The organism is Bradyrhizobium sp. USDA 3315, from assembly GCF_054056795.1.
In genome coordinates this window covers 8,539,556-8,562,262 of the sequence record NZ_JBSRYP010000001.1, presented here as the reverse complement: position 1 = coordinate 8,562,262, position 22,707 = coordinate 8,539,556, and the positions used below count along the sequence as shown (strand labels likewise).

The window sequence follows — 22,707 nt, the reverse complement described above, 5'->3', positions numbered from 1 at the left end:
TCAACGCTTCCTACGCAAGAAAGCGTCTCGCCGCATCGAAAGTTTAGTGTCACCGAAGAATGTTAGGTTCAAACGACAGAACAGCGCGCGGCCCCCATATTGTCATCGAACAGAATCAGAAACCGTCGGCTTCGTGATGGCATGTAGCTTTGCGCAACTGCTATCCGCAATAGCCGAACGCGACAAAGTGATGGCACGAATCGTCATTGCGAATCAATAACTTATGTGGGGGTTTACAGCGCCGCAAATTTAGCCGCATTTAGCGGTGCTTGTCGTCAATCCGTTGCCGCGTTACGTGGCGTCTGCAAATCCCCAAAATCCGTCCCGGCCATGCCGAAGCGCTTTTCGGGAACAGATTTTCTGCTGTCGGAAATGAAGGAATACGATGCGTAAATTTCTCTTGGCTCTTGCCCTGTTGTCGATCCCGCTCTCGTCCAGCGCCTTCGCCCAGCAGCAGACGCGCGGGACACCCGATGAGCAGAAGGCCTGCACGCGCGACGTGCAGCGTCACTGCCGCGCCGTGATCGATCAGGGCGATTTCACCATTCTCGCCTGCCTGCAGCAGAACCGTAGCAAGATCAGCACCGCCTGCGACCAGGTGCTGAAGACCCACGGCCAGTAAGGCCGCTTCGGGCCCCATGGATCGCCGCAAGGCCCGTGCTCGGCATGTGTGCCGGCCACGGGCTTGGTATGCTGGCGGTCACGGACAGCATTGGTTTTGGTGGCGTATTCCCCTATATGGGGCTCGCAAATCCCCCGCATGCGCTGACCTTTCGCGCCTGCGTCGTGCCATGACCAGTGTAGCCCAAATTTCCCATGACCACCGCGAGCGACCTGCGATCCGGAAAGACCTACCGCGACGAGAATTTCCCGGTCGCGTCGTGGATCATTCATCCGCGGCATCGTGCCCTGATCCTGGCCTTCTATAATTTCGTCCGCACCGCCGACGATATCGCCGATCACGCCACGCTGCCCGCCGAGGAGAAGCTGCGCTACCTCGACCTCATGGAGGCCGAGCTGCTTGGCAATGGCGACACCCAGAAGGAAGCGGTCAATCTGCGCCGCGCGTTCGCCGAGCGCAGCATGCCGCCGCGGCACGCGCTCGACGTGCTGGTGGCGTTCCGCCTCGACGTCACCAAGCTGCGTTACGAGAACTGGGACGATGTGATCGATTATTGCCGGTACTCGGCAATGCCGGTCGGGCGGTTCATGCTCGACGTGCACGGCGAGGATACCTCGACCTGGGCGGCGTCGGACGCGCTCTGCGCCGGGCTGCAGATCAACAACCATCTGCAGGACTGCGGCAAGGACTACCGCAACCTGAACCGTGTCTATTTGCCGCGCGATGCCCTGGCCGCCGCGGGCGCGACCGTCGAGATGCTCGGCGAGGCGAAATCGCAGCCGGCCCTGCTCAAATGCCTGCAGGCGCTCGCCGTGCGCACCGAGGCGCTGCTCGACGAGAGCAAGTCGCTCGCCGCCGAGGTGAAGGATTTCAGGCTGGGGCTCGAGATCTCCGTGATCCAGGCGTTCGCCGACAAGATCGTCAACATGCTGAAGGTGCGCGATCCGCTTAGCGAGCGCGTGCATCTGAGCTCGCTCGAACTGCTGCTGCAGAGCCTTGGCGGCGTGGCCGGCGAGACGGCGCGGCGTGCGACCGGACGGCGTGCGGTCTCCAAATCGGCGGCTGGCGCATGAGCGTGGAGGCGGCGGCCAACGCAAATTACGGAAGCACCGCGTCGGGCAGCTCGTTCTACGCCGCGATGCGCATTCTGCCGCGCGCGCAGCGCGAGGCGATGTTCCAGATCTACAGCTTCTGCCGGCAGGTCGACGACATCGCCGATTCCGACGGCCCGCGGCCGGAGCGGCTGGCCGCGCTGCAGCAGTGGCGCGACGATATCGACGCGCTCTATGCGGGGCATCCGCCGGAGCGGCTGAAGGACTATGTCGCCTCGGTGAAGACCTTCGGCCTGAAGCGCGAGGATTTTGTCGCGATCGTCGACGGCATGGAGATGGACGTGCCGCAGGACATCCGCGCGCCGGATCTCGCGACGCTCGATTTGTATTGCGATCGCGTCGCGAGCGCGGTCGGCCGGCTGTCGGTGCGCGTGTTCGGCCTGCCCGAGGACGACGGCATCCAGCTCGCCTATCACCTCGGCCGCGCGCTGCAGCTCACCAACATCCTGCGCGACATCGACGAGGATGCCGGCCTCGGCCGGCTCTATCTGCCGCGCGAATGGCTCTGGCACGCCGGCATCACCAATAACGATCCGGCCCGCGTCACCGCCGACCGCGCGCTGCCGAAGGTGTGCGCGCCGCTGGCCGAGCGGGCCAAGATGCATTTCCAGAAATCCGACGAGATCATGAAGCGCAATTCGCGCCGCGCCGTGCGCGCGCCGCGGATCATGTCGAAATACTACCGCGCGATTCTCGATCTTCTGATCGCGCGCGGCTTCACCGCGCCGCGCGCGCCGGTACGTGTGTCCAAGGCCGCCAAGATCGGCATCCTTCTTCGTTACGCGATCATCTGATGCAAAAGACCGTTCATATCATCGGTGCCGGCATTTCCGGCCTCTCCGCGGCCGTGCGCCTCGCTAATGGCGGCTACAAGTTGTTCGTCCATGAGGCAACGCAGCAGGCCGGCGGCCGCTGCCGCTCCTATTTCGACGCGGCCACCAATCTCACCATCGACAATGGCAACCATCTGTTGCTGTCGGGCAATCGCCATGCGCTGAGCTACGCGCGCGCGATCGGCACCGAGGCCGGTCTCGTCGGGCCTGCGCGCGCGCAGTTTCCGTTCGTCGATCTTGCCAGCGGCCGGCGCTGGCAGCTCGACCTCGGCGATTCCCGCCTGCCGCTGTGGGTGTTCGACGAGGCGCGCCGCGTCCCGGACACTAGCCTGCGCGACTATCTCGCCTTGGCGCCGCTGGCTTGGGCCGGCACCGGTGCGCTGGTCGGCAACACTATTCCCTGCAAGGGCACGCTGTATGACCGCCTGGTGCAGCCGCTGCTGCTCGCCGCATTGAACGTCGATCCGCCGGAGGGCTCGGCCGGGCTCGCGGGCGCCATCGTGCGCGAGACGCTGCTCGCGGGCGGGCAGGCCTGCCGTCCGCTGATCGCGCGCGACGGCCTGAGCTCGGTCCTGATCGAGCCGGCCGTGAAGCTGCTGCAGGAGAGGGGCCACAGCGTCCAGTTCAGTCACGAATTGCGTGCGCTCGGCATGTCGGGTGATCGCATCAGTGAGCTCGATTTTGGCAATGGCGACAAGGTCGCGCTGGGAGCCGACGACGCCGTCGTGCTTGCGGTGCCGCCGCGCGCTGCGGCATCCCTGCTGCCCGGCCTGAAAACTCCGACCAAATTCCGCGCCATCGTGAACGCGCATTTCCGCGTCGACCCGCCGCGCGATGCCGTGCCCATTCTCGGCGTGGTCGGCGGCCTCGTGGAGTGGCTGTTCGCGTTCCCGCAACGGCTGTCGGTGACGATCAGCAACGGCGACCGCCTGGTCGATATGCCGCGCGAGGAGCTCGCGCTGGCGATCTGGCAGGACATCTGCGAGGCCTCGGGGGTTTCCGGCGACCTGCCGCCCTGGCAGATCGTGCGCGAGCGCCGTGCCACATTTGAGGCGACGCCGGAGCAGAATGCCCTGCGTCCGGGGCCCGCGACGGCGCAAAAAAACCTGTTCCTTGCCGGCGACTGGACTGCTACCGGGTTGCCGGCAACCATCGAGGGATCGGTGCGATCCGGTGATCGCGCCGCAGATCTGGTTCTGGCCAGACGTTAGATTCGACCCGTTGGCGCGTTTTCGAGCGAAGTGGCTACCGGTTCGCGTTAAGCAAACGCGACTGAACAAAAGGACAAGAACGTGATCCGAAGCAATCGGATCATGCTCTGGAGCGGCTGCGGCTTTCGATCAGCCGGCCCGCGATGAAGAGGATATCGAGCGAAATGCTTGCGAGAGATCACAGCGTTGCAGTCGACCCGGTCGCGCTGGAGAAGAGCATCTCCAAGGCAACCGAAGCGCTGCTCGGCTATCGCCAGTCCGACGGACATTGGGTGTTCGAGCTCGAGGCCGACAGCACCATTCCGGCCGAATATGTCCTGCTGCGTCACTACCTGGCCGAGCCGATCGATGCCGGGCTCGAGGCCAAGATCGGCAACTATCTGCGCCGCGTCCAGGGCGCCCATGGCGGCTGGCCGCTGGTGCATGACGGCCCGTTCGACATGAGCGCCAGCGTGAAGTCGTACTTCGCGCTGAAGATGATCGGTGATTCCGTCGACGCGCCGCACATGGTGCGGGCGCGCGAGGCGATCCGTTCGCGCGGCGGCGCTTCCGGCAGCAACGTGTTCACGCGATTCCTGCTCGCGCTCTATGGCGTCGTGACCTGGCGCGCGACGCCGGTGCTGCCGATCGAGATCATGCTGCTGCCGATGTGGTCGCCGTTCCACATCAACAAGATCTCCTACTGGGCGCGCACCACCATGGTGCCGCTGATGGTGCTTGCCGCGCTGAAGCCGCGTGCGAAGAATCCGAAAGGCGTCGGCATCGACGAGCTGTTCCTGGAGGATCCGAAATCGGTCCGCATGGCGCCGAAGGCGCCGCATCAGAGCGCGAGCTGGTTCTATCTGTTCCGCTCGCTCGACGCCGTGCTGCGGGTAATCGAGCCGATGTTTCCGAAGAGCCTGCGCCAGCGCGCGATCGATGCCGCGCTCGCCTTCACCGAAGAGCGGCTGAACGGCGAAGACGGCATGGGCGCGATTTATCCGCCGATGGCCAACATCGTCATGATGTACGAGGCGCTCGGCAAGGACGAGAATTTCCCGCCGCGCGCCATCACCCGGCGCGGCATCGACAAGCTGCTCGTGATTAGCGAACACGAGGCCTATTGCCAGCCCTGCGTCTCGCCGGTGTGGGACACGGCGCTGGCCTGTCATGCGCTGCAGGAAGCGGGCGGCGACGATACCCTGGCCAAGGCCAGGCAGGGCCTCGACTGGCTGAAGCCGCGCCAGGTGCTGGAGCTGAAGGGCGATTGGGCGGTCAAGGCGCCGGACGTCCGCCCGGGCGGCTGGGCGTTCCAGTACAACAACGACCATTATCCCGATCTCGACGACACCGCGGTGGTCGTGATGGCGATGGATCGCGTGCGGCGTCATACCGGAACCAGGGAATATGATGAGTCCATCGCGCGCGGTCGCGAGTGGATCGAGGGGCTGCAGAGCCGCGATGGCGGCTGGGCCGCATTCGACGTCAACAACCTCGAATATTACCTCAACAACATCCCGTTCTCCGATCATGGCGCATTGCTGGATCCGCCGACCGAGGATGTCACCGCGCGCTGCATCTCGATGCTGGGCCAGCTCGGCGAGACCGTCGAGAGCAACAAGGCGATGGCTGACGGCGTCGCTTATTTGCGCCGCACCCAGCTTGCCGAGGGCTCCTGGTACGGCCGCTGGGGCCTGAATTACATCTACGGCACCTGGTCGGTGCTCTCGGCGCTAAATGTCGCAGGGGTCGATCGCAACGACCCGATGATTCGGAAGGCGGTCGACTGGCTGGCGTCAGTCCAGAATCAGGACGGCGGCTGGGGCGAGGACGCCGTCAGTTACCGGCTGGATTACAAGGGTTATGAAGTTGCGCCTTCGACCTCCTCGCAAACGGCATGGGCTTTGCTTGGATTGATGGCGGCCGGAGAGGTCGAAAATCCCGCTGTTACGCGCGGGGTGGAGTACCTAAAGGCAACACAGACGGAAAAAGGGCTGTGGGACGAGCAGCGATACACAGCTACGGGGTTTCCGCGGGTATTTTACTTGCGATATCATGGCTACTCGAAGTTCTTTCCGCTCTGGGCGCTGGCGCGGTATCGAAATTTGAGAAGCACCAATAGCAGGGTGGTAGGGGTCGGGATGTGATTGTTGAGGCGGGGGCCGCCGAGACCGTGGGCAGTAGAATTGATCCTCGGCCGGTATTGATTGTGACTGGATTGGTGCAGGAGGCTCGCATCGCGGCAGGCCCCGGCATGATCGTAATCTGCAGTTCGAGCGATCCGCAGCAGCTGCGTGAGTTGCTCGCGACGCTGGATCCGACCACCTTCCGTGGCGTGATTTCGTTCGGCGTGGCCGGCGGGCTCGATCCGTCGCTCAAGTCGGGCGACGTCGTGGTTGCGACCGAGGTGATGTCGGGCGATACCCGTTTCCTGGCCGCATCCGCGCTGAACGAAGAGATGATCGCCAGCGCCGCGCTGAAGCGCCGCAGGATCGTCCGCGGCAGTCTCGCCGGCGTGGAAGAGGTGATCGCGGCAAAGGCCTGCAAGGCCGCTCTGCGCTCGATGACGGGCGCAGCCGCAGTCGATATGGAGAGCCATATCGCGGCGGCCTATGCCGCCAAGGCCCGCATTCCGTTTGCCGCATTGCGCGTAATCAGCGATCCCGCGCACCGGGCGCTACCGGAACTTGCGAAATCCGCGGTGAAGCCGAACGGCGACATCGACCTGCGCAAGGTGCTGCGCGGCATCGCGCGCAATCCACGGACGCTGCGCGCGCTGGTGTCGACCGGAATTGACTTCAACCGCGCGCTGCGCTCGCTGCGCAGCTGCCGCGGCTTCCTGCTCGGCAACGACGTGCTGATGCCGGTGGAAGACGTTCTGATCACGGCGAAGGCGGCCTGATCGGCTGCACCGGGTCGGGACCGGGTTTCTCGTCGTATCAAGCGCAAAACAAAGGTCCGGTCGCATCGCGATCGGGCCTTTTGCTTTGATGCCCAAAGGTTTCGTTCGATGCCACGCTGTTTCGGTTCCGCGATCAGCGGGGAGTTGCGGTCGGCTGTGCGGTGAGAGACCACGCATATCCGTGTCCCTCGCGCCGGTGGTCGCGCGGCCAGCCTCTGACGACTTGCCAGCAGCGCGCCGGCGCTCAGGGAAGGGGCCCTGCACGGGCCGCGCTGGGTCGATGCTTGACAGCGACGGTTATCCGTCCGAGAATGAACTGTGATCCTCTATTCATGAATTAAGGTTCACTATGGCAATCGCAGCCGTTCGTCTCAACCAACTGGTCGAAACCAAAGCGCGCATTCTCGATGCCGCCAGGGAGGCCGTGGCGTTGAGTGGCTGGAAGGACGCCCAGATCGCCCTGATCGCCTCACGGGCCGGCGTGGCCACGGGCAGCGTGTATCGCTACTTCGATTCCAAGGCGGACCTGTACGCGCAGGTGCTCGCCCTGGTGTCCGAGCGCGAGGTGGCCGTCGTCGCCGCGATCGTCGAGGCGGAAGGCTTGGCGTCCCAATGTCTGGTGGATGCGATCTACACCTTCTCGGTCCGGGCGATGCGCGGCCGCCGCCTGGCCTACGCGTTGATCGCCGAACCCTGTGAACCCGAGATCGACGCGGCGCGCCTGAAATACCGGGCGGCCCTGGCCGATCAGATCGCAAGGCTGGTCCGGCGCGGCATCGCCGGCGGTGAGTTCGTCGAGATCGACGCGAACGTCGCGGCATCCTGCGTGACCGGCGCCTTCATGGAGGCGCTGGTTGGTCCCCTCGCGCCCGACGCGGCCCCTGATTCCGACGCGGCGAGGGCGATAGCACAATCGATCGCAGGGCTTTCCGCGCGCATGCTGTTTCGCCACGCCAACCCTGAACTCACCCCCGTATCGCGAGTCTCCGCATGAATGCGCGTGTCCAGCCGGTTGCCGTCGCTGAAGCGAAAGCCGCTCCGTTTGCGACCCATGACGTACGCAATCAGGCGCGGCCGGCGCTCGGCTTCAATGCGTTCGATGACGACCGCGCGTTGAGTGGCCTGATCGCAACGATCGCGCCGTGGGCGAAAGACAAGCTCTCAGCGCTCGGCGCCCATGCCGGCAGCGAATCCGTGCAGGAGGCGGCACAGCTGGCCAACGAGCACGAACCGAGGCTCCTGACCCATGACCGGTATGGCAACCGCAATGATTGGGTCGAATTTCATCCGGCCTGGCATCAATTGATGGCGCTGGCGTTCCGGAGCGAGGTGCATAGCCTCGCCTGGTCGACGCGCGAACCACACGGCCATCTGGCGCGTGCGGCGCTGAGCTATCTCTGGAACCAGATCGAGAACGGCGTCGGTTGCCCCACCGGGATGGCGTACGCCGCGATCGCCGGGTTCTCCGGCAAGCCGCAATTCAATTTGTGGCGGGAGCGAACGCTGGCGGCGGACTACGATCCGCGGCGGCTTCCGATCGAGGCCAAGCGCGCCGCGATCATCGGTTACGCCATGACCGAAAAGCAGGGCGGCTCCGACCTGCGCGAGACCCAGACCACCGCGCGCTTCGTCGAGCGCGGCGCGCACGGCGAGATCTATGCGATTACCGGCCACAAATGGTTCTTCTCGGTGCCGGTGGCCGACGGATTCTACACGCTGGCGCGCACCCAGTCCGGCGTCAGCTGCCTGTTCGTGCCGCGCCTGCTGCCCGATGGCAGTGCCAACCGCATCCACATTCAGCGTCTGAAGGACAAGTGCGGCAACCGCTCGAACGCATCGAGCGAGATCGAGTACCACGATACGTGGTCGATCCTGGTCGGCGAAGAGGGCCGTGGCATCGCGGAAATCCTCTCGCATGCCCATCTGACGCGGCTGGATTTCGCGGTCGGCTCCGCCGGGCTGATGCGCCAGGCGCTGAGCCTCGCCCTCAACCACGCGCAAACGCGAACGGCGTTCGGCAAGCCGATGTCCGAGCTTCCGATGCAGCGCAACGTGCTCGCCGACCTCGCGCTCGAGAGCGAGGCGGCGATGCTCGGCGCGTTTCGCATCGCGCGCGCGACCGATGGCCTGCAGACAAGCGAACACGAGCGATTGCTGGCGCGGGTCGCGACACCCGTGATGAAGTTCTGGAACTGCCAGCGCGCGCCGGCCTTCACCTATGAATGCCTGCAGGTGCATGGCGGCAACGGCTTCATCATGGAGAATCCGATGGCCCGGCTCTATCGCGAGGCGCCATTGAATTCGATCTGGGAAGGCACCTCGAACATGATGTGCATGGACGTTTTGCGCGCCATGCAACGCGATGCGAATTGCCGGGACGCATTCGTCAACGAGTTGCGTGCGAGCAGGGGCCTCAATCCGGTCTATGACCGAAGCACGGACGATCTCGCCGATCGCTTGCGTGCTCGATATCCGGACGACGGGCACGCGAGAGCGCTCGTCACCCGCATGGCCCATGCGCTGCAGGCCGCCGAGATGCTGAGGCATGGCGACGCCGCTGCCGCCGATCTGTTCGTGAAATCCAGGCTTGGCGCGGACGGGATGCATGTCTTTGGCACACTTCCATCGTCGGAAGACCTCAGCGGTATCGTCGAGCGCGCCTCCGTCATCCGACACCAAGGGCCCCAATAACATGCGTCAGATCGAAGTTTGTGCCGTCAACGATATCAGGGTCGTCGTGGGAGAACAGGAGTGGGCAACCCGCGTCGATCTTGCGGCGTGCTACCGCCTGGTGGCGCTCTATGGAATGACCGACCTGATCTACAACCACATCAGTGCACAGGTCCCGGGGCATCACGATCAGTATCTGATCAATCCCTATGGCATGCTGTACGAGGAAATCACCGCCTCGAGCCTCGTCAAGATCGACATCGAGGGCCGCCCCCTGCTGCAGCCCGACCATGGCTACAACGTCAACGTGGCCGGCTTCTATCTGCATGCCCCGATCCATCGCGCGCGACCCGACGTGAAGTGCGTCCTGCATACCCACACCAGGGCAGGCACCGCGGTCAGCACGCTTGCCGAGGGGTTGCTGCCGCTGTCGCAGACGGCGATGCGGTTTCATGGTCGGATCGGCTATCACGATTTCGAGGGGCCGGCGATCGATCGGGACGAATGCGACCGGGTCGTCGCCGATCTCGGCCGCAACAACGTGCTGGTGTTGCGTAATCATGGCCTGCTGGTTTGTGGCGACACGATTCCGCAGGCGTTCAATGCGATCTACTGGCTGGAGCAGGCCTGCCGGATCCAGGTCGACGCGCTCGGCTGTGGCCGGCCGCTGCATGCGCCGACCGAGATGGCGATCGGCAACACGGTGACCTGTTTTGCCGGCACCGAGATCACGCTGGACAATGAGCGCGACACCAATCCGGTGCTGAATGAAGCGGCGCAAAATCTGCAGGCCGGGTACGGCCTGCTGGAATGGCCGGCGCTGCGGCGCAGGCTCGACCGCATCGACGGGAGCTACGCGCAATGAGCACGGCGCTGGCGGCGTTGCGGATCGGCTTCATCGGCGCCGGCCGCGTGGCGCAAACGCTCGCGCCCGCCTTCGCCCGCGCGGGGCTGAACGTCGCGGCGTTCTACAACCGCGGTGCCGATGCCGCGCGGCGGCTCGGATCCCGCACCCCGTCGGCGCGGCCGATGACGGACGCGCAGCAGGTCGTCGACCGCTGCGACATGGTGTTCCTCACCGTGAGCGACGACGCGATCCTGCCGGTCTGCCGCGATTTGCGCTGGGAGCCGCGTCACCGCGTGGTTCATTGCAGCGGTGCGACCGAACTGGCCGCGCTCGATCACGCGAAATCCGCAGGCGCCGCGACCGGCGGATTTCATCCGATGCAGATGTTCGCCAATCCCGACGTCGCGCTCGAGGGGTTGCGCGGATGCACCGTCGGCATCGAGGCAGAGGGTGACTTCAGGCGTGACCTGGAATTGCTTGCGACCCGCATCGGGTGTGAACCGCTGGCGCTGCCGGCCGGTGCGCGGGCGCTCTATCATGCGTCGGCCTATTACGTCGGTCCGTTCCTGATCGCGCTGCTCAAGGAGGGCGTCGAGCTCTGGAAGAGCTTTGGCGCCAGCGAGGCCGACGCGTTGCGCGCGATGATGCCGCTGCTGCGGGGGACGGTCGCGGCTGTTCTCGACGGTGGCCTCGCCAACGGCATGGGCGGCTGCGTGGCGCGCGGCGACGTCGGAACGATCCTCAAGCACCTCCGGGCGCTGGATGAGCGATTTCCTCCATCCGGCGCGCTGTATCGCGAGCTCGCTTTGCGCAATGTCCCGCTCGGGATCGAGCGCGGTACACTTAGCGCTCCGCGCGCGGCGGAGATCGAGAAATTGCTTCTGCGCACGAGACTGGAAGAGCAGGCGGCATCCTGAACGAAAAAAAGCCCCGGTTCGCTGAACCGGGGCTTTCATGTGTGTGCCGAGCATGACCGGCAGCTTGGAGGTGGAAGTCCTCTATCCAGCCTGATGACGGTGAAGGATTAGCGAAGCGCAAGGGCGTCATCGCGAGGTGGGGTCTGAAGGAAGCGTGGAGCAAAGCCGCGGCCCGATGGACAAAAACCGGATAACGAGGCCTACCCGGCCGGACGAGCGAGCACGTGATCGCGAAGTCCACGGTCATCAAGGGCCGGGGTGGTAAATCCGGCGGGCGTGCGGCGAAGGCGGTCGATCTTACCTCGGGAGATCTGCGCTGCGTCTCGGCAACGAGACTGAGGTCGTCGTAAGGCGATCTGACCGCAGTGCAGAAGTCAGCAGAGGGCATAGTAGGCGGAACGAGTTTCGCCGAAGGCCTGAACGCTGGAAGTGACGAGTAGATGCAGCGATATCGCATCGGCCATGCGACTGAATTCCGGGCAACTGGCCTCGGAACGGCGGGAAGGGGTGAAACCCTGACTGACGCTGATCAGAGGAGTCGAAGCTGGCGCGACGATTGCTGACACCCAAACTACGGCGGCAACAGAACAACTCTTGCCGCTTAATCCAGCGAACCGCCGTATACGGACCCGTATGTACGGTGGTGTGGGAGGGGAGGGGCTGCGAGGCTCCCCCCTATCCCGATTGCTTTCGCTCACATCGCGCGTCAGGCGGCGGTCGAGGCCTTCGCCTGCTGCTTGGCGGCGGCGGCCGCAGCCTCGTCGCGGCGGATCTCCGAGAGCTTCTTCTGCACCTGCTCGGCGAAGATGTATTGCGCCGGACGCTGCTTCGACATGTCGATCTCTGGCGCCATCGGGCCTGATGTCCTGATGCCGCGCAGCGCGACCCACATCGCCTTCAGCGGATTGTTGATCGCAGCGGTCGCCGCGGTCGGCTCGTAGCCGCAATGGGCCATACAGTCGGCGCACTTCTCGTACTTGCCGGTCCCGTAGGTGTCCCAGTCGGTGGTGTCCATCAGCTCCTTGAAGGTCTTGGCGTAGCCCTCACCGAGCAGATAGCAGGGCTTCTGCCAGCCGAAGATGTTGCGCGCCGGCATGCCCCAGGGCGTGCACTCGTATTCCTGGTTGCCGGCGAGGAAGTCGAGGAACAGGCCGGAATGCATGAAATTCCACTTCTTGCCCTTGCCGAGCGCAAAGACGTCGCGGAACAGCTTCTTGGTCTTGGTGCGGTTGAGGAAGTGCTCCTGGTCGGGCGCACGCTCATAGGCGTAGCCCGGCGACATCGAGACGCCGACGCCGAGCTCGGTGGTGAAATCGAGGAACTTGGCGATCTCCTCGGCCGGGTGACCGTCGAAGATGGTGGCATTGACGTTGACCGTGAAGCCGCGCGCCTTCGCCGCCTTGATCGCCGAGACGGCGCGATCGAACACGCCCTTCTGCGACACCGCCTTGTCGTGATGATCCTTCAGGCCGTCGAGATGCACCGAGAAGAACAAATAGGGCGACGGCTCGAACAGATCGAGCTTCTTCTCGAGCAGCAGCGCATTGGTGCACAGCGAGACGAACTTCTTGCGGGCCACGAGGCCGCGCACGATCTCGCCGATCTCCTTGTGGATCAGCGGCTCGCCGCCGGGGATCGCCACCATCGGCGCGCCGCACTCATCGGCCGCATCCCAGCATTCCTGCGCCGTCATGCGGCGATTGAGGATCGCATCGGGATAGTCGATCTTACCGCAGCCGACGCAGGCGAGGTTGCAACGGAACAAAGGTTCCAGCATCAGCACGAGCGGATAGCGTTTGCGGCCAAACAGCTTCTGCTTGATCAGATAACCGCCGATCCGCATTTCCTTGAAGAACGGTATAGCCATTAGACGATTTCTTTCTGCACTTATCAAAGGGATGTGGGTTCAGATCAGCCCGCAGTCAGTTCGGCTGGCAGCCGGAATTCGATATTCTCTTCTCGGCCCGGAACGACCGAGACCGACACCGGTCCGATCCGCCGCAGAGCCTCGATCACATCGTCGACCAAAACTTCGGGCGCAGAAGCGCCCGCGGTAATGCCGACGGCCTTCGCATCCTTGAGCCAATCCGGATTGAGTTCGCTCCCATCGGCAATGAGATAACTCGCGACGCCGACCTCGGTGCCGATTTCACGAAGCCTGTTCGAGTTGGAACTGTTGGCGGCCCCCACCACCAAAATGACGTCAACCAGTTTGCTGAGGTCCCTTACCGCAGATTGGCGGTTCTGTGTCGCATAGCAGATATCCCTGATATCCGGGCCTTGAATATCTGTAAATTTTGCCTGAAGGGCCGCGATAATGTCCCTGGTGTCGTCCACGGACAGGGTGGTCTGGGTGATGTAGGCGACCGGCGTATCGCTCGGCAGCCTCAGTTCCGCCACGTCCTGGACGCTCTGGACCAGCAGGACCGGCCCCGGAACTTGGCCCATGGTTCCCTCGACCTCGGGATGGCCGGCGTGCCCGATCAGGATCAGCGCGCGGCCCTTCGAGATATAGCGCTTGCCCTGGTTGTGGACCTTGGTGACGAGCGGGCAGGTGGCATTGAGCACCGGCAGATCGCGGGCTTCCGCCTCCTCCTCGACGCTCCTAGCAACGCCATGGGCACTGAAGACGGTCACCGCCTTGGCCGGCACTTCCGAGAGGTCCTCGACGAAGATCGCGCCCTTCTTCTTCAGGCTCTCGACGACGTGTTTGTTATGCACGATCTCGTGGCGGACATAGACCGGCGGCCCATACTTCTCGAGCGCGCGTTCGACGATCTCGATCGCGCGCACAACGCCCGCGCAAAAGCCGCGCGGCTGAGCAAGAAACACTTCCATCTGACGTCCGTTACGCAAATTGCACCAATCTCGTTCAATGCCCTGCGGCCTTTTCGGCAACGCACTCCACAGGTCGGACGTCGCAACGTCAGTTGCAATGTCCGAGCCATCACAGTTCCTGGACGGGATCTGCGCCCCAAGCGCATGGAAATACAGCGATTTGTGGCAAAAAGGTAGCGGTTCGATGGGGGCGTGGTCACGGACGAGGGGCGTTAGGGGTAATATGGTGTGGATTTCGACCCCTGCGACCGTCCGTCTCCCTCACTTGTTCGTCACTTTATCGCCCACTGATGCGGTTTATACCGGCCATTCGTGGCCGTTCCTGTGGTTTGGAACCTCCTCGCCGTCCCGTCGAGGAAGATAACCAAAACAACATTAGATCGGTCCCGGGAACTCCGCTACAGAGCGGGCGTTTTCGGCCATGCTTCCCCGAGATAGAAAGAAACGAAGTGCTGACAAATATTGTCGTCTCCGTTGTTAGAACCTGTACGCGTTTTGCCCTTCCGGTTGTGATTATCTCTGTCCTGTTGTCGATCGGCGCCGGCTTCTACACGGCCCGCAACTTCTCGATCAACACCGACATCAACAAGCTGATCTCGCCGGATCTCGATTGGCGCAAGCGCGACAACCAGTTCGAGGAAGCATTTGATCGCGAGCGGCTGATCCTGGCGGTGGTCGAGGCAGCGACGCCGGAGCTGACCAGCTCGGCCGCGAAGGCGCTCACCGCGAAGCTGCAGGCCGACAAGAAGAACTTCGAAGCGATCACCGCGCTCGGCTCCGGCGAATTCTTCGAGAAGAATGGCCTCTTGTTCCTGCCGACCGAAGAGGTCGGCAAGGTCGCGGGCCAGCTCGAATCGGCTGCACCGTTGATCGAGATCATGGCCGGCGATCCCTCGATACGCGGCCTGACCGGCGCGCTCGAGACCGGCCTTGCCGGCGTCAAGCGCGGGCAGGTCAAGCTCGACAATGCCGCGCCGCCCTTCAACCTGATCTCCGAGACGGTCGAGACCGTCCTCGCCAAGGGCAACGCGACCTTCTCGTGGCGCGAGCTCACCAGCGACAAGCCGCTGACCGATTCGGACAAGCGCGCCTTCATCGAGATCAAGCCGATCATCGACTATTCGGCGCTGGAGCCGGGCAAGGCCGCGACCGATGCGATCCGCCAGGCGGCGGCCGATCTGAAATTCCCGACTGAATATCACGCGCGCGTTCGCCTGACCGGACCGGTGCCGATCGCCAACGAGGAATACGCCACCGTGCAGGACGGCGCGATCACCAACGGCATCGGCACCGTGGTGATCGTGCTGGTCATCCTCTGGATGGCGCTGCATTCCGGCAAGATCATCTTCGCCGTGTTCGTGAACCTGTTCATCGGGCTTGCCATCACCACGGCGGTCGGCCTGATGATGGTCGGCTCGTTGAACCTGCTCTCGATCGCCTTCGCCGTGCTGTTCATCGGCCTCGGGGTCGACTTCGGCATCCAGTTCAGCGTCCGCTACCGCTCCGAGCGCTTCAAGAACGACAATCTGACGCTGGCGCTGGAAAACGCGGCGCGCCGCTCCGCGGTGCCGTTGTCGCTCGCCGCGATGGCGACCGCTGCCGGTTTCCTCTGCTTCCTGCCGACCGACTACAAGGGCATCTCGGAGCTCGGCAAGATCGCCGGCGCCGGCATGCTGGTGGCGTTCGTCACCAGCATCACGGTGCTGCCGGCGCTGCTCGATCTGCTCAATCCGCCCGGCGAGAAGGAGCCGGTCGGCTACGCCTTCCTGGCGCCGCTCGATAACTTCCTGGAGAAGCATCGCGTTCCGATCATCGTCGGCACGCTGCTGGTCACGGTCGCGGGCTTGCCGCTGCTCCATTACATGAAGTTCGACTTCAACCCGATCAATCTGCGCAATTCCAAGGTGGAATCGATCGCGACCTTCCTCGACCTGAGGAAGGATCCGAACACCGGCGCCAATGCCATCAATGTGATGACGCGCTCGGAAGCCGACGCCAAGAAGATCGAGGCCAAGCTCGAGAAGCTGCCGGAAGTGTCGCGCGTGATGTCGCTCGACAGCTTCGTGCCCGACGACCAGCCGGCCAAGCTGAAGCTAATCGCGCAGGCGGCCAAGACGCTCGGCCCCGCGCTCAACCCGGATTCGGTCGATCCGGCGCCGTCGGATCAGGAGAATGTCGAGTCGCTGAAGAGCTCGGTCGACGGCCTGCGCAAGACCGCGGGCGACGGCAAGGGGCCGGGTGCGCTGGCCGCGCGCCGGCTCGCCGACGCGCTGCAGAAGCTCGCCGATGCGAATGAGGCGACCCGCGACAAGGCGCAGGACGTATTCGTCGCGCCGATGAAGATCGTGTTCGATCAGCTCCGCAATACGCTGCAGGCCCAGACCGTCACGCTGCAGAACCTGCCGCCGGAACTCGTCGCCAGCTGGAAGACCAAGGACGGCCTGATGCGTGTCGAGGTGGAGCCGAAGGGCGATCCGAACGACAACGACAATCTGCGCCGCTTTGCCGACGCCGTGCTCGCCGCCGAGCCGACCGCGATCGGCGGACCGGTCTCGATCCTGAAGTCGGGCGACGTCATCGTGAAGGCGTTCATCCACGCCGGCATTCTGGCGCTGGTCACGATCAGCCTGCTGCTGTGGCTCACGCTGCGCCGCGTCGTCGACGTGCTGATGACGCTGGTGCCGCTCCTCGTCGCCGGCATCGTCACGCTGGAGATTTGCGTCTTGATCGGGCTGCCGCTCAACTTCGCCAACATCGTCGCGCTGCCGCTGCTGCTCGGCGTCGGCGTGGCGTTCAAGATCTACTATGTCACGGCGTGGCGCCAGGGCAGGACGAATCTGCTGCAGTCGAGCCTGACACGCGCGATCTTTTTCAGCGCGCTGACCACGGCGACCGCGTTCGGCAGCCTGTGGCTGTCGAGCCATCCCGGCACCGCCAGCATGGGCAAGCTGCTGGCGCTCTCGCTGGTCACCACGCTCGCGGCGGTGTTGCTGTTCCAGCCGGCGCTGATGGGCAAGCCGCGCGAGGTCAAGGAGGAGGACATCGCCAACGACGTCACCTGACGCGTTGGCGATTCGCTGTCGAACCGGCTTGGCGGCAGGCGCCGCCGAGCCGCGATGTCAGCGGACGGTGTTCCCGCAGGTTTCCGCTAATGCGTCGGTCGCGCGATGTCGGGGAGCAGGCAGATATCGCCCACGGCGTCAGCCTGCGCATTGGCATTGCCCGGGGCCTGCTTTTGCCCCGGCTTGGTGGCCGGCGCCACGGCACCGGTGGTTTTCTGCGGTGCTGTTGACTTGGGCTGGGTGCCCTTCGCCGCCGGGTTGCCGGCGGCGCTCGCCGGAATCGGCGGACCGACGCGGGTCCAGGTCTCGCCGCCGCACAGGAAGCCGAGCACGCAGCCCTGGATCTCGAGCTGATCGGTGCCGACGGGCTTGATGGTCGAGCTGTAGAGCTGGCCGTCCTTGGCGTTGTAGACCTGACCTTCCCACGCATCGGCGCCGGCCTTCTTCTTCATGTCGATCAGGATCGGCATGCCGAGCGTCGGCCTGCTCTGCTTCGCAGGATCAGGATTGTTCTTATCCTTGCCGCCCGGGGTTTTTTCCCAGGATACCGCACCCCACATGTTGCCATTACACTGGGCGACGCGGATGGTGGCGACACCGTCAGCGACCTTCCAGTCGCCGGTCGGGTCCGCTGCAAGTGCCGGTGATAATACGGTGGCCAAAAATAAACCTGAAAAGGCTATTGTACGCGCGAAAGTTCTTGGGCAGTGCAACATGGTCCAAACCTGTGCTTAACTGGACGATCCGAGCGGGGGCAAAACGCCGCTAGCGAGCGTTTTAAGTTGACGAGATGGCCATCAACCGACGTATGTGACGAATGGTAAGTTCCAATTTAGACGTTTCCGAGATTTTTGTGGAGCGCGAGGGGCAGCGCGGTGCCATGCACACGCGTCACCTCAACGAGCAGCTCGTTCGCGTTCTCAAAACCATCGGCTACGACGTCGGCTTCCAGAAGGGGCAAGGCCAATACCTCTTCGATCGTCAGGGGGCTCGTTACCTTGATCTATTGAGCGGATTTGGCGTTTTTGCGATTGGCCGCAATCATCCGGCCCTGCGCCAGGCGCTGAAGAGCGTGCTCGACGCCGATCTGCCCAATCTCGTGCAGCTCGATGTCTCGACGCTCGCCGGCGTGCTCGCGGAACGTCTTCTGGAACATGTTCCATATCTGGACAAGGTCTTTTTCGCCAATTCCGGCGCCGAAACCGTCGAAGCCGCGATCAAGTTCGCGCGCGGCGCGACCGGCCGCCCCGGTATCGTCTATTGCGGGCATTCGTTCCACGGCCTGTCCTACGGCGCGCTGTCGCTGACGGATGATTCGAATTTCCGCGGCGGATTCGAGCCGCTGCTGCCGGGCTGCACCCCGATTCCCTTCAACGATCTCGAGGCGCTGGAGAAGGCGCTGTCGTCGCGCCAGGTCGGCGCGTTCATCGTCGAGCCGATCCAGGGCAAGGGCGTCAACATGCCCACCGACGAGTTCCTGCCCGGCGCGCTGGCGCTGTGCCGCAAGTACGGCACGCTGTTCATCGCCGACGAGATCCAGACCGGCATCGGCCGCACCGGAAAATTCCTCGCGATCGAGCATTGGGGCATCGAGCCCGACATGGTGCTGCTGGCGAAGGCGCTGTCCGGCGGTCACGTGCCGATCGGCGCGCTGCTGACGCGCAAGAACATCTTCGACAAGATCTTCAACCAGATGGATCGTGCGGTGGTGCACGGCTCGACCTTCGCCAAGAACGATCTCGCGATGGCCGCCGGCATTGCCACGCTCGACGTCATCAAGGCCGAGAAGCTTGTCGAGAACGCCGCCAAACGCGGCGCCGAGCTCCGTCTTGCGCTGACGCGCATGGTGCCCGGCTATGAGCTGATGAAGGAAGTCCGCGGCAAGGGCCTGATGATCGGCGTCGAGTTCGGTCCGCCGAAATCGCTGCGGCTCAAGGCGTCGTGGAATCTGCTGGAGACCGCCAACAAGGGCCTGTTCTGCCAGCTGATCACGGTGCCGCTGTTCAAGGATCACAAGATCCTGACCCAGGTCGCCGGCCACGGCCTCCACACCATCAAGCTGCTGCCGCCGCTCATGATCACCGAAGCGGACTGCACCTGGATCGAGAAGTCGTTCGACGACGTGATCGCCGGCAGCCACAAGGTGCCCGGCGCGATCTGGTCGCTCGGCAAGACGCTGGTCGACAACGCGGTGCGCAAGTCGGCGTAGGCCTCACGATGTAGCCCGGATGAAGCGAAGCGAAATCCGGGATTCTCACAACTGGCAAGACCGTTCCCGGATTGCGCTGCGCTGCATCCGGGCTACAAGATTTCACCCCTCCTTGTTGGCGCGCATCGCGCCCTCGAACTTGTCGCCGAACTCGCTCAGCTCGTCGGCGCCGAGATCACTGACCGCCCAGTAGTTCAGGCCGCGGTCGCTCCAGCGGCGGATATTGAAGCCCTGCAGTGTCGAGATCTTCGCCGCCTTGCGTTCGGTGTTCGCGGTCTGCGCCACGAACAGGTTGATGACGTGCTGGCGCCGCTTGTAGACCACGGCGCCGATCTCGCGGGCGTTGACGTAGTCGAGCCGGCCGCCGATCAGCGTGAAGCCCTGCGCGGTGAGATCGATCACCGGCGGCGAGACGTCGAGCTTGCCGTTGAACCAGGGCTTGACCGTGTGCTGATCCGTCGAGATCACGTCGGTGAGGTGGCCGGCCTGCAGCGAACGCAGATGCGCCGACACCACCTCGTTCTCGATGCGCTGCTCGTCATCGTTGCGCAGCACGATCGCGACAAGGCCGGTCGCTGCCATGGCCGACACCGCGGAGCCCAGCGCGAAGCCGCGCAGCACCGAGCGCCGGCTCGGCGCCGCCTGCACTTGTGGTTGCGGCAGCGACTTCTCGATCCTGCGACGCAGCTCGAGCGGCGCCTTGTAGCGCAAATCGCTCTCGGCGATCGCCTGGCGGATCTCCTGATACTCCTTCATGAGCGCGGCACAATGCGCGCATCCCTCGACATGGGCTTCCACTTCGCGCGCATGGCCGGCGTCGAGTTCGCCGTCGATCAGCGCGTGGATCAGCACTTCGGCTTCCTCGCAGGTCATTTCGCTTGCTCCTGTTCCGCAAGCCAGGCCGATCGCAGCATGGCGCGGGCGCGCGCGAGGCGCGACATCACGGTGCCGACCGGCACGGCGGCGACATCGGCGATCTCGCGGTATGAAAGATTCTGGATTTCCCTGAGCACGAAGGTCTCGCGGAACGGCTCGGCAAGCGCCGCGACCAGCTTGCGCACGGTTTCGCCGTCGAAGCGGCGCAGCAGCTGCTTTTCCGGGGTCTCCGGGGCTTCATTCCACAGCGGGGTCTGCTCGCCGCCTTCGGGCAACTCCTCGACCGCGGTCGGGGCGGTCTTGCGCCTTGCATATTCGGCACGGCAGACATTGCGCAGGATCGCGAACAGCCACGGCTTCATCGCAGGTCCGCGGTAGCTGTCGAAATGCTTGTAGGCGCGCAGATAGCATTCCTGCACCGCATCCTCGGCGTCAGCGGCATCGCGCAGCAGATAGCGGGCCAGCGTATAGGCGTCGTCAAGGTACGGCAGCGCGGCCTCGCGGAAGCGCCGCGCCTTTTCGGGATCGTCTTGCGACGCGTTGACAACCATCGTGTCCTGCCCGGCATGTCGAGAGACGGCTCGTGCCCGGCCGGGGGCGGAGGGCCACCGGCCGGGCATGGTTGTGATTGTATGGGTTGTCACGTTACCCAACCTTGACACTGCCTGTCATGTGCGGATGCAGCGAGCAAAAATACTTGTACTCGCCGGGCTCCGTGAAGGTGAAGGAGAAGGTGCCGTCGGTATCCATGGTCTTGGAGCGGAATTTGCCCGCGCACACCACGGTGTGCGGGATGTCGTCGCGGTTGGTCCAGGTCACGGTCGTGCCGACCTTCACGTCAAGCTGGGGCGGGGTGAACGAGAAGTTGTCGATGTGAACCGCGGTATCTTCGGCGCGGGCCGCCGTGACCGGCAGCAGCATGGTCGCGACCACGGCGATCCCGAAGTCGCGTCGATTGATCGAACTCATCGGTCTTGTCCCTCAGCCTTGCAGCGGCGTGTCGATGATCGCCAGCGGCTGGCTGTTCTGCTTGAAGTTGATGCTGGCGACGCCGAGCATGCTGCGCAGCTTGGCATCCTCCACCTTCATCGGGCCGGGCGAGGGGGCGGAGCCCGGCGCCGGCTGCGGGAAGGCGGTCGAACGCGCGGTGTGGAAGGTGACGTTGCCCTCGACCTTCTGCATTACCTGGTGGATGTGGCCGTTGAGCACCGTGACCGAGCCGAAGCCCTTGACGTATTCCAGCGCGCGGGCGCCGTCCTCGGTGCCCCAGCCCCATTGCGGATAGACCGTCCACAGCGGGATGTGGGCGAACAGCACGATCGGCGTCGACTTCGAGCGGCCCTTGAGGTCGTTCTCCAGCCATTCGAGCTGCTCGTTGCCGAGATTGCCGAGGCCGCCGCCCTTGAGGTCGACGACGTTGACGAGGCCGATGAAATGCACGCCGCCGGCATCGAACGAATAGTAGCCCGGACCCTTGGTGCCGCGGCCGTAGCGCTCCTTGTAGAGCTTGACCTCCTCGTCGATGAAGTCGTGCTCGCCCGGCACGTAGTGCACGTCGAGCTTGGCCTGCGAGATGATGCGATCGGCGTCATCGAATTCGGACGCCTTCGACAGATGCGTGATGTCGCCGGTGTGGATCATGAAGGACGGCTTGACCGGCATCGCCCGGACCTTGTTGATGGCCTCTTCCAGCGTGCCGATGGCGTTCGGGTTGGCCGGCTTGTCGAAGCCGACATGGCTGTCGCTGATCTGCATGAAGGTCATGCCGGGCGCAGCTTCCGCAGCCGCGGCCGATCCGATGATGCCGAGCGAATGCGGCACGCCGCCGGTGACGGTCCACAGCACGCCGGTGCCGGCCCAGGTCATGCATTCCAGCACCTTGCGTCGGCTAACGCCTTTTTCCTCATCGCGATGGTCGTGATCGTGTCCGCTCATGGCAAGTCTCCCGTGGGCCCAGGGATTGGGTTTCCGGGGAGATGATCGGCGGGGCCGGGGCTTTATTCCCGACGCTTTGGCGGGGCCGAGGGCAGGGATGACGATTTCGTGAGGTACGACGCCGGTCTGCATGATCGGTGGGCGCAGGGGACCGCGCGACAGCTCGACGCAAGGGCAAGATGCGCAATTGAAGCGTTGCTGCTTGCGGCGTTATCGACCCGGCAAACCACTGATCGAGCGGAGGAAAACATGGCTGACGTCACCGGCGGCTGTCACTGCGGCGAGATCCGTTACGAGGTGACCGGCGAACCGGTCGTCCATGCTTTGTGTCACTGCACCGATTGCCGGCGCCACGCTGGCGCGCCGATGGTTGGCTGGGTCATGGTGGCCGAGGACATGGTCAAGGTGACCAAGGGGCAGCCCAGGATCTACCGATCCTCGGAGCACGGCCGGCGGCACTTCTGCGCGAACTGCGGTAGCGGACTTTTCTATACCAACGGCAACATGCTGCCCGGGTTCATCGACATCCAGAGCGGCACCTATGACGATCCCGACGCGGTGCCGGCCACGATGCATATCCAGGTCGCGGAGCGGCTGCGCTGGATGGAGGATGCACACGAGCTGCCGACCTTCGATCGCTTTCCGCCGCCGGAATGACCGCCGGTTGATGAACGCGGCGCTGCCTCTGGCGAAG

Annotated in this window: 20 protein-coding genes; 13 read left to right on the top strand and 7 right to left on the bottom strand. The window is 64.2% G+C overall.

What is annotated here, in order from left to right:
* Positions 1–385: 385 nt before the first annotated feature.
* From ACVIYL_RS40110 to ACVIYL_RS40065, 10 genes are all read left to right on the top strand, one after another.
* Positions 386–622, top strand: coding sequence for a hypothetical protein (locus ACVIYL_RS40110; RefSeq protein ID WP_092083335.1), 237 nt, complete (start codon positions 386–388; stop codon positions 620–622).
* Positions 623–816: 194 nt separating this feature from the next.
* Positions 817–1,695, top strand: a complete 879-nt coding sequence (hpnC, locus tag ACVIYL_RS40105; protein WP_456781176.1) for a squalene synthase HpnC — start codon at positions 817–819, stop codon at positions 1,693–1,695.
* The gene (gene hpnD, locus ACVIYL_RS40100) at positions 1,692–2,528 is read left to right on the top strand and encodes a presqualene diphosphate synthase HpnD (protein ID WP_076833035.1); all 837 of its coding nucleotides are present in this window, start codon (positions 1,692–1,694) and stop codon (positions 2,526–2,528) included. The genes hpnC and hpnD overlap by 4 nt, the downstream gene beginning before the upstream one ends.
* Positions 2,528–3,778, top strand: coding sequence for a hydroxysqualene dehydroxylase HpnE (gene hpnE, locus ACVIYL_RS40095; protein WP_456781175.1), 1,251 nt, complete (start codon positions 2,528–2,530; stop codon positions 3,776–3,778). Before hpnD ends, hpnE begins: the two co-directional genes overlap by 1 nt.
* A gap of 164 nt (positions 3,779–3,942) precedes the next feature.
* Positions 3,943–5,904, top strand: a complete 1,962-nt coding sequence (shc, locus tag ACVIYL_RS40090) for a squalene--hopene cyclase (protein WP_456781174.1) — start codon at positions 3,943–3,945, stop codon at positions 5,902–5,904.
* Positions 5,901–6,659 carry a phosphorylase gene (locus tag ACVIYL_RS40085; RefSeq protein ID WP_376708411.1) on the top strand — a complete coding sequence of 253 codons (759 nt, stop codon included), beginning with the start codon at positions 5,901–5,903 and terminating at the stop codon, positions 6,657–6,659. Before shc ends, ACVIYL_RS40085 begins: the two co-directional genes overlap by 4 nt.
* A gap of 349 nt (positions 6,660–7,008) precedes the next feature.
* The gene (locus ACVIYL_RS40080) at positions 7,009–7,653 is read left to right on the top strand and encodes a TetR/AcrR family transcriptional regulator (protein ID WP_456781173.1); all 645 of its coding nucleotides are present in this window, start codon (positions 7,009–7,011) and stop codon (positions 7,651–7,653) included.
* Positions 7,650–9,350, top strand: coding sequence for an acyl-CoA dehydrogenase family protein (locus tag ACVIYL_RS40075; protein ID WP_456781172.1), 1,701 nt, complete (start codon positions 7,650–7,652; stop codon positions 9,348–9,350). The genes ACVIYL_RS40080 and ACVIYL_RS40075 overlap by 4 nt, the downstream gene beginning before the upstream one ends.
* A gap of 1 nt (position 9,351) precedes the next feature.
* Positions 9,352–10,194: a class II aldolase/adducin family protein gene (locus ACVIYL_RS40070; protein WP_456781171.1), complete on the top strand. Its 843-nt coding sequence runs from the start codon at positions 9,352–9,354 to the stop codon at positions 10,192–10,194.
* Positions 10,191–11,093, top strand: coding sequence for a Rossmann-like and DUF2520 domain-containing protein (locus ACVIYL_RS40065; protein ID WP_456781170.1), 903 nt, complete (start codon positions 10,191–10,193; stop codon positions 11,091–11,093). Before ACVIYL_RS40070 ends, ACVIYL_RS40065 begins: the two co-directional genes overlap by 4 nt.
* A gap of 706 nt (positions 11,094–11,799) precedes the next feature.
* Here ACVIYL_RS40065 and hpnH read toward each other — a convergent pair.
* Both hpnH and ispH read right to left on the bottom strand, forming a co-directional pair.
* Positions 11,800–12,960 carry an adenosyl-hopene transferase HpnH gene (hpnH, locus tag ACVIYL_RS40060; RefSeq protein ID WP_456781169.1) on the bottom strand — a complete coding sequence of 387 codons (1,161 nt, stop codon included), beginning with the start codon at positions 12,958–12,960 and terminating at the stop codon, positions 11,800–11,802.
* A 44-nt stretch (positions 12,961–13,004) separates the two neighbouring features.
* A complete protein-coding gene (gene ispH / locus ACVIYL_RS40055) occupies positions 13,005–13,931 on the bottom strand; it encodes a 4-hydroxy-3-methylbut-2-enyl diphosphate reductase (RefSeq protein WP_076833051.1) in 927 nt (308 codons plus the stop codon).
* Between the two features lie 449 nt (positions 13,932–14,380).
* On the opposite strand from ispH, the gene hpnN reads away from it, so the two are divergent.
* Positions 14,381–16,993: a hopanoid transporter HpnN gene (gene hpnN, locus ACVIYL_RS40050; RefSeq protein WP_057015691.1), complete on the top strand. Its 2,613-nt coding sequence runs from the start codon at positions 14,381–14,383 to the stop codon at positions 16,991–16,993.
* An 86-nt stretch (positions 16,994–17,079) separates the two neighbouring features.
* Here the strand turns inward: hpnN and ACVIYL_RS40045 are convergent, their stop codons facing one another.
* Complete coding sequence (locus ACVIYL_RS40045; protein WP_456781168.1) at positions 17,080–17,709, bottom strand: DUF2147 domain-containing protein; 630 nt, start codon at positions 17,707–17,709, stop codon at positions 17,080–17,082.
* Positions 17,710–17,810: 101 nt separating this feature from the next.
* Here ACVIYL_RS40045 and hpnO point away from each other — a divergent pair, with 101 nt between their 5' ends.
* The gene (gene hpnO / locus ACVIYL_RS40040) at positions 17,811–19,202 is read left to right on the top strand and encodes an aminobacteriohopanetriol synthase HpnO (protein ID WP_050387129.1); all 1,392 of its coding nucleotides are present in this window, start codon (positions 17,811–17,813) and stop codon (positions 19,200–19,202) included.
* A gap of 102 nt (positions 19,203–19,304) precedes the next feature.
* Here hpnO and ACVIYL_RS40035 read toward each other — a convergent pair whose 3' ends face one another.
* The 4 genes from ACVIYL_RS40035 to ACVIYL_RS40020 form a co-directional block, all read right to left on the bottom strand.
* Positions 19,305–20,075, bottom strand: coding sequence for an anti-sigma factor family protein (locus ACVIYL_RS40035; protein WP_253609580.1), 771 nt, complete (start codon positions 20,073–20,075; stop codon positions 19,305–19,307).
* Positions 20,072–20,629: a sigma-70 family RNA polymerase sigma factor gene (locus ACVIYL_RS40030; RefSeq protein ID WP_018270594.1), complete on the bottom strand. Its 558-nt coding sequence runs from the start codon at positions 20,627–20,629 to the stop codon at positions 20,072–20,074. Before ACVIYL_RS40030 ends, ACVIYL_RS40035 begins: the two co-directional genes overlap by 4 nt.
* Before the next feature lie 94 nt (positions 20,630–20,723).
* Positions 20,724–21,047, bottom strand: a complete 324-nt coding sequence (locus ACVIYL_RS40025; protein WP_028338682.1) for a cupredoxin domain-containing protein — start codon at positions 21,045–21,047, stop codon at positions 20,724–20,726.
* 12 nt (positions 21,048–21,059) lie between these two features.
* A complete protein-coding gene (locus ACVIYL_RS40020; RefSeq protein WP_456781167.1) occupies positions 21,060–22,013 on the bottom strand; it encodes a metallophosphoesterase family protein in 954 nt (317 codons plus the stop codon).
* A 249-nt stretch (positions 22,014–22,262) separates the two neighbouring features.
* Between ACVIYL_RS40020 and ACVIYL_RS40015 the strand changes: the two genes are divergently transcribed.
* Positions 22,263–22,670, top strand: coding sequence for a GFA family protein (locus tag ACVIYL_RS40015; RefSeq protein ID WP_253609577.1), 408 nt, complete (start codon positions 22,263–22,265; stop codon positions 22,668–22,670).
* Positions 22,671–22,707: the final 37 nt, after the last annotated feature.

Excerpts from the sequence above, each read along its gene's own strand:
- hpnD (WP_076833035.1), top strand. The coding sequence starts at position 1,692 with ATGAGCGTGGAGGCGGCGGCCAACGCAAATTACGGAAGCACCGCGTCG.
- hpnC (WP_456781176.1), top strand. The coding sequence starts at position 817 with ATGACCACCGCGAGCGACCTGCGATCCGGAAAGACCTACCGCGACGAG.
- ACVIYL_RS40020 (WP_456781167.1), bottom strand. The coding sequence starts at position 22,013 with ATGAGCGGACACGATCACGACCATCGCGATGAGGAAAAAGGCGTTAGC.
- ispH (WP_076833051.1), bottom strand. The coding sequence starts at position 13,931 with ATGGAAGTGTTTCTTGCTCAGCCGCGCGGCTTTTGCGCGGGCGTTGTG.
- ACVIYL_RS40110 (WP_092083335.1), top strand. The coding sequence starts at position 386 with ATGCGTAAATTTCTCTTGGCTCTTGCCCTGTTGTCGATCCCGCTCTCG.
- ACVIYL_RS40070 (WP_456781171.1), top strand. The coding sequence starts at position 9,352 with ATGCGTCAGATCGAAGTTTGTGCCGTCAACGATATCAGGGTCGTCGTG.
- ACVIYL_RS40025 (WP_028338682.1), bottom strand. The coding sequence starts at position 21,047 with ATGAGTTCGATCAATCGACGCGACTTCGGGATCGCCGTGGTCGCGACC.
- ACVIYL_RS40075 (WP_456781172.1), top strand. The coding sequence starts at position 7,650 with ATGAATGCGCGTGTCCAGCCGGTTGCCGTCGCTGAAGCGAAAGCCGCT.
- ACVIYL_RS40080 (WP_456781173.1), top strand. The coding sequence starts at position 7,009 with ATGGCAATCGCAGCCGTTCGTCTCAACCAACTGGTCGAAACCAAAGCG.
- ACVIYL_RS40045 (WP_456781168.1), bottom strand. The coding sequence starts at position 17,709 with ATGTTGCACTGCCCAAGAACTTTCGCGCGTACAATAGCCTTTTCAGGT.
- hpnO (WP_050387129.1), top strand. The coding sequence starts at position 17,811 with ATGGTAAGTTCCAATTTAGACGTTTCCGAGATTTTTGTGGAGCGCGAG.
- hpnH (WP_456781169.1), bottom strand. The coding sequence starts at position 12,960 with ATGGCTATACCGTTCTTCAAGGAAATGCGGATCGGCGGTTATCTGATC.
- ACVIYL_RS40030 (WP_018270594.1), bottom strand. The coding sequence starts at position 20,629 with ATGGTTGTCAACGCGTCGCAAGACGATCCCGAAAAGGCGCGGCGCTTC.
- ACVIYL_RS40035 (WP_253609580.1), bottom strand. The coding sequence starts at position 20,075 with ATGACCTGCGAGGAAGCCGAAGTGCTGATCCACGCGCTGATCGACGGC.
- hpnE (WP_456781175.1), top strand. The coding sequence starts at position 2,528 with ATGCAAAAGACCGTTCATATCATCGGTGCCGGCATTTCCGGCCTCTCC.
- ACVIYL_RS40065 (WP_456781170.1), top strand. The coding sequence starts at position 10,191 with ATGAGCACGGCGCTGGCGGCGTTGCGGATCGGCTTCATCGGCGCCGGC.
- ACVIYL_RS40015 (WP_253609577.1), top strand. The coding sequence starts at position 22,263 with ATGGCTGACGTCACCGGCGGCTGTCACTGCGGCGAGATCCGTTACGAG.
- shc (WP_456781174.1), top strand. The coding sequence starts at position 3,943 with ATGCTTGCGAGAGATCACAGCGTTGCAGTCGACCCGGTCGCGCTGGAG.